3 protein-coding genes are annotated in these 6,183 nt (G+C 52.6%); 2 read left to right on the top strand and 1 reads right to left on the bottom strand.

The annotated features are described in order from the left end of the window. Positions 1-30 precede the first annotated feature (30 nt). Positions 31-726, bottom strand: coding sequence for an alpha-amylase family glycosyl hydrolase (locus RMSM_RS06090; RefSeq protein ID WP_144057412.1), 696 nt, complete (start codon positions 724-726; stop codon positions 31-33). 179 nt (positions 727-905) lie between these two features. On the opposite strand from RMSM_RS06090, the gene treY reads away from it, so the two are divergent. Beyond that, the gene (gene treY, locus RMSM_RS06085) at positions 906-3,836 is read left to right on the top strand and encodes a malto-oligosyltrehalose synthase (RefSeq protein ID WP_008693072.1); all 2,931 of its coding nucleotides are present in this window, start codon (positions 906-908) and stop codon (positions 3,834-3,836) included. A 7-nt stretch (positions 3,837-3,843) separates the two neighbouring features. Then, positions 3,844-5,985: a glycogen debranching protein GlgX gene (gene glgX, locus RMSM_RS06080; RefSeq protein ID WP_040764350.1), complete on the top strand. Its 2,142-nt coding sequence runs from the start codon at positions 3,844-3,846 to the stop codon at positions 5,983-5,985. The last annotated feature ends 198 nt before the right edge of the window (positions 5,986-6,183 follow it).

Genomic DNA, 6,183 nt, shown 5'->3' with positions numbered 1-6,183 from the left:
CCTGCCTGTTCGCCATCGTAATTGATGGCGTCACCCCATTCGGTCGGATGGACGGTGTGAAACAAAATGAGGTGAGAAAGCACCGGTGTAGTTCCCCGTAGGACCAAAATGGTTGTACACCACATCCAAAATCACGGCTAAACCGAGTTGATGAGCGGTATCGATAAAGTGCCGGAAATCATCCGGCGATCCATACAAACGCGTCGGCGCATACCATTTGACACCGTCATACCCCCAACCGAATTGCCCGTCGAAATCGGCTACCGGCATGACTTCCAACATCGTGATTCCCGTCTCAACAAGAAACGGAAGCTTGCTTTCCGCCGATTTCCAAGTGCCTGCGTCTGTAAAACAACCGATGTGCATTTCGTAGATGACTTGTCCCTGCAGTTCGACTCCCCGCCAATCGCGATCATTCCATCGGTATGACTCGGGATCGACCACTTGGGATGCCCCGTGGACACCATCGGGCTGGAAACGCGAAGCAGGGTCGGGATAGTCGTAGTCATCATCATCGAGTCGAAAAGAATATCGCGTTCCGTCGCCGATGCCTTTGCAGAAAACACTAAAATATCCGTTGCCTTCCTCTTCGAGCGGAATCAAGTCACTCGATTCACTCAGCTTCAAATTGACCTGTTTTCGTTTGGGTGCCCACACGCGAAAATGGACTCCGTTTTCTAGCACCTCCGCTCCCACGGCCATACGACGTTTCAACTCAGTTTGCATTGAATCGTTTCCAAATTTCAAAGTGTTCAAAGATGCAGCAGAACGTGACACACCCCTGTCTGTCACCGGCCGCTTGGCCGAGCCAGCTTGGTTAGCAAATTTGGTACCGGATTTGCATCTGCGATCGCCTTCGTTCACGTCCCTCCATTGGGACCTTCTTATCTAAGGAAGGCACGTCCATGTCGCCGACTGCAACACAAGCTTCATCCTCCGCGATCGATCAATCCAGTACGGTCAATCGTTTGCCACGAGCCACGTATCGCTTTCAGCTGAGAAGCGACTTTGGCTTTGAAAGACTAGAACGTTTGATTCCCTATTTGAACGAATTGGGGATTAGCGATCTCTATTTGTCGCCGTTTTTTCATGCCCGCGAGGACAGCCAACACGGATACGATGTCGTCGACCACTCGCGAATCGAACCCGCGTTTGGCGATTTGCATGCACTTGATCGACTGGCCAAGGTCGCTCGAGACGCAGGAATGGGAATTGTGCTGGACATCGTGCCCAACCACATGGGAATCAACGATCCTGACAACGCGCATTGGAACGATGTGCTCGAAAATGGACCAGCGGCTCGATCGGCGATCTTCTTCGACATCGACTGGAATCCGCCGGGTACTGATTCCCCAGACCGTGTCTTGCTTCCTTTTCTTGGCAAGCCTTTCGGTGAAACGTTAGAAGCGGGAGAATTGCAGGTCCAGCGGGACACCGACGGTTTTAGTTTGACTTATTTCGACCGTCGCTTCCCGCTAAATCCGGCTAGTTGGGCGCTGATTTTGGAGGATGCAGGAAAGGAACTACCGTCATCCATGGACAGCTCTGCGAAAGATGAACTGTACAGTATCGCCACACAGTTGCGACGTCTGAGCGCGCAGACGATTTCAATCGAAGAACGGTACCGTGAACAATCCGTTGCCAGGCGACGGTTGACGCAGTTGCAATCCATGGAACCCATCATTGTCGATGTCACCGATGCTGCGATCGATCGGATCAATGGCATGGTGGGCGATCCACACAGCTTTGATGCATTGGAGGTATTACTGAGTCAGCAGTACTACCGATTGGCGTTCTGGCAAGTCGCGGTGGATGAAATCAATTACCGTCGCTTCTTTGATATCAACGACTTGGCGGCGATCCGCGTCGAAGAACCGGCAGTGTTTGATGCGGTTCATTCGCTGACGTTTGATTTATTGAAACGGGGCATCGTCACGGGTTTGCGAGTGGATCATCCCGATGGATTGCTCGATCCAGCGGAGTATTTCAAGGACTTGCAGTCTGCGTTCAAAAAATCGCAGACCGACTCTTCTTCGCGCGAACTGTGGGTCGTTGCTGAAAAGATCCTATCGGGTGAAGAAACACTGCCCGAGGACTGGGAGATCAGCGGGACGACTGGCTACGAGTTTTTGAATCAATTGTCTGGCGTGCTTGTCGATCCCGTCGGCGTCCCCAAGTTGCAGTCGTTTTACAACAAGCTAACTCATGCTCCCGATCATCCACGCGATATTGCGTACCAGGGCAAGATGACGATCTTGCATGATGCGATGGCGAGCGAGTTATACGTGCTTGCGTCGCATCTATTCCGGCTAGCTCGCGCCGATCGCCGTTCATGCGATTTTACCCATCCGGTATTAACGCGCGCACTACAAGAATGGATCGCCTGTTTTTCGGTTTATCGCACCTACACTCGTCCCGTCGGATGGGATGTTGGCAGTGAGGACATTGGCCGCATCCGCGACGCTATCCGCTGGGCGAAAATCCGCAACCCCACCATGTCTCGCGCTGCACTCGACTTCCTCGCTCGCGTGTTGCTGTTGGAATTTCCGGTCGACCTTAGTGATGACTTGAAATCACAGTGGCGTGCACTCGCCGTTCGCTTGCAACAGGTGACGGGGCCAGTGACGGCCAAAGGAATCGAGGACACCGCCTTCTACCGCTACTATCCACTCGTGTCACTGAACGAAGTCGGAGCCGAACTTGGCGCGACGGGCAGCACGACCGACGAATTTCACCGCCACATGCAGCGACGTGCGACCGATTGGCCGCGCAGTCTATCGACCACCGCCACCCACGACGCCAAGCGAGGAGAAGACGTCCGAGCGCGGTTGCATGTTCTCTCGGAAATCCCCGAACACTATCAGGACGTTTTCCAGCGATGGGATGCGGAGGTCCAGACGCTGGTCAAACGTCATGATGGCAAAGAAGTACCCGACGTCAATTCAAGGTATCTGATCCACCAAACCCTGCTGGGAACTTGGCCCATCGAACCCGCGGGCGAGTCCACGTCGACAACAAATTGGGACGACTACACTGAGCGTATGCTGGCCTATTTTAAAAAGGCATTTCGCGAAGCCAAGCAACATACGTCGTGGCGATTGCCGTCCGAATCTTTCGAATCCGCCATCGATCTGTTTGTAACCGAACTGCTATCGAATCGCGACCAGGACCGTTTTCGCCTGATCGATACACTTGCTTGCCGAATCGCAGGTCCCGGTTATGTAAATTCGCTTAGCCAGGTGATCATGAAAGCGACGCTTCCTGGAGTTCCTGATTTTTATCAAGGCAATGAGTTTTGGGATTTTCATCTCGTCGATCCCGACAATCGCCAAGCGGTTGATTTCGCGACGCGTACCAAGGTGCTGAGTGAGATTCAATCGTATTACAACGCTAGCCCCATCGAACTTGTTCGTTCGCTCCGCAGCGGCTTTATCAACAAACTGAAACTGTTCACCACACTGCGTGCGTTGCGCACGCGTCAGCAACACTGGCCGACATTTGCGTCGGGGGAGTACAGCCCGCTGCCAACCAGCGGCAAGTTCGCTGAGCACGTTATCGCTTTTTCACGGCGATTCAAGGATCGCTGGGCCATTGTGATAATGCCGCGATTACCTGTGCAATTCCTGCAGACCGCATCCCCGATCGTCTCACTGGATCCGTTCCTGGGTTCGGCTTGGGATGACACGAAGGTGATATTGCCTAGCGAAGCTTGCACGCAACTGCGTGACTCGTTCACCGAACAAACGTTTCGCGTGAATTCGATTGACACGAGCGGCGGACGTCTGCAGTTGAGCGAAGTTTTTACTGAGTTTCCTTTTAGCATTTTAACAAACTAGGAAGACGATGCATCCTTTACGCGTATGGCCAGGGCGTCCTTATCCATTGGGTGCGACATGGGACGGTCGCGGCGTCAATTTTGCACTCTATAGCGAGAATGCGACCAAAGTGGAACTGTGTTTGTTCGACGACGTCGGCGATCAAAAGGAGTCTCAGCGATGCGTAATGGCAGAACATACCGACATGGTATGGCACATCTACCTGCCTGATGCGCGGCCCGGCCTGTTGTATGGTTATCGAGTGCATGGGCCGTACGAACCGGAAGAAGGACACCGATTCAATGCCAATAAATTGTTACTTGATCCGTATGCCAAAGCAATCGCTCGATTACCCAAGTGGTCCGACGCGTTGCATGGGTATTCGGTGGGCGACGAAAACGAAGACCTATCGTTCAGCTCTGCTGATAACGCAGCAGACGCTCCATTGGCAATGGTCGTGGATGAGGCGTTTACGTGGGGAGACCATCGATTTCCCCGCATTCCGTCGCACCAGTTGGTCATTTATGAACTGCATGTCAAAGGATTTACAAAACAGAACGAAGCAATCCACGAGCCTCACCGTGGCACCTACGCCGGACTCGGCTCGCATGAGTCGATAAGTTACCTTACCGAACTTGGGGTCAACGCGGTCGAATTATTGCCGATCCAAGTCCATAGCGATGATCGCTATCTACAAGAAAAGGGGCTGACCAATTATTGGGGTTACAACACGATGGGGTTCTTTGCCCCAGATCCGCGTTATGCCGCAACCGACGATCCACTGGAGGTCATCCGTGAATTCAAAACCATGGTGCGAAACCTCCATGATGCGGATATCGAAGTGATCCTTGACGTTGTCTACAACCACACGTTCGAAGGAAATCATCTGGGACCGACGGTTTCATTTCGCGGCATCGATAATGCAGCTTACTATCGGTTGGTTGCCGATGATCCACGTTACTACATGGATTACACCGGATGTGGAAATACGCTAAACGTTCGCAACCCTCGTGTGTTGCAATTCATCATGGACAGTCTGCGGTACTGGGTTACGCATATGCACGTGGATGGATTTCGTTTTGATTTAGCCAGCACATTAGCGAGAGAGTTGCATGAAGTTGATAAACTGGGTGCTTTTTTCGACATCATTCACCAAGATCCGGTGCTGTCACAAGTTAAGTTGATCGCCGAACCATGGGATTTGGGCGAGGGAGGCTACCAAGTTGGTAACTTTCCGGTGGGATGGTCCGAATGGAACGGTCGCTATCGAGACTGCATTCGTCGTTTCTGGAAAGGGGATGGCGGGTTAGCGTCCGAGTTTGCGACGCGAATCACTGGATCAAGCGATCTGTACCAATGGAATGGTCGGCGTCCCCATGCCAGTGTCAACTTTGTAACGTGTCACGATGGATTCACACTCAACGATTTGGTTTCCTACGACCACAAGCACAATGAGGCCAACAAAGAGGACAACCGCGACGGCGCGGACCACAACGACAGTTGGAATTGCGGCGAGGAAGGCCCCAGCCACGATGAAAAGGTCGTGCGGCTTCGTGAGAAAAAGAAACGAGCAATCCTGGCAACCTTATTGCTGTCACAAGGCGTGCCGATGTTGTTGAGCGGGGATGAACGCAGCCATACACAACATGGCAACAACAACACCTATTGCCAAGACAACGAATTGACTTGGTTGGATTGGTCCTCCGACGAATCCGAAAGCCAATTACGTGACTTCGTGCAACAGGTCATTACGCTTCGCAAGTCGCAGCCGGTGTTCCATCGTCGCCGCTTTTTCCATGGCCAAGCAATTCGTGGGTTGGATAGTTTGGATGTCACTTGGCTCGATCCGAACGGCGAAGAGATGAGTGACACCACCTGGAACGACCCAAGCGTCCGATGTCTGGGAGTCCATTTTTGCGGTGGCAAGATCGACGTGGACGAGTATGGCGAACCGATAATCGGTGATCACATACTGATGTTGTTCAATGCGGACCACGCGCAAGAGACGGAGTTTCGATTGCCCAGTCTGGCTGACGGCAAGCTTTGGCAACGCGTGTTTGACACGGCGTTGTTTGACGAAAATGGGACCGAGATCACACAAAACACTTATAGCCTAAAAACCTGTTCGTTAGTGGTTTTGAGGTGTCCCGTCGAAGAAGACGAGGAATAGTCCGCGTTGAACGCTGTACTGCCATCCGCGATAAACCAGTGTTCCCAGATTAATTAGTCCTCTTCGTGGCCACGTTCTTCGGCGGGGCCTCCTTCGCCGACCAAGTTGCGTGCCGTGTTGACCAAACCCACATGTGAGAACGCTTGCGGAAAATTGCCAAGCATTCGCTTGGCATGCGGATCGTATTCTTCGGACATC

The organism is Rhodopirellula maiorica SM1 (assembly GCF_000346295.1).
In the GTDB taxonomy this organism is placed as follows: Bacteria; Planctomycetota; Planctomycetia; order Pirellulales; family Pirellulaceae; genus Novipirellula; species Novipirellula maiorica.
Note: the sequence above shows the minus strand (reverse complement) of the source record. Positions and strands in the feature narration are given on the sequence as shown.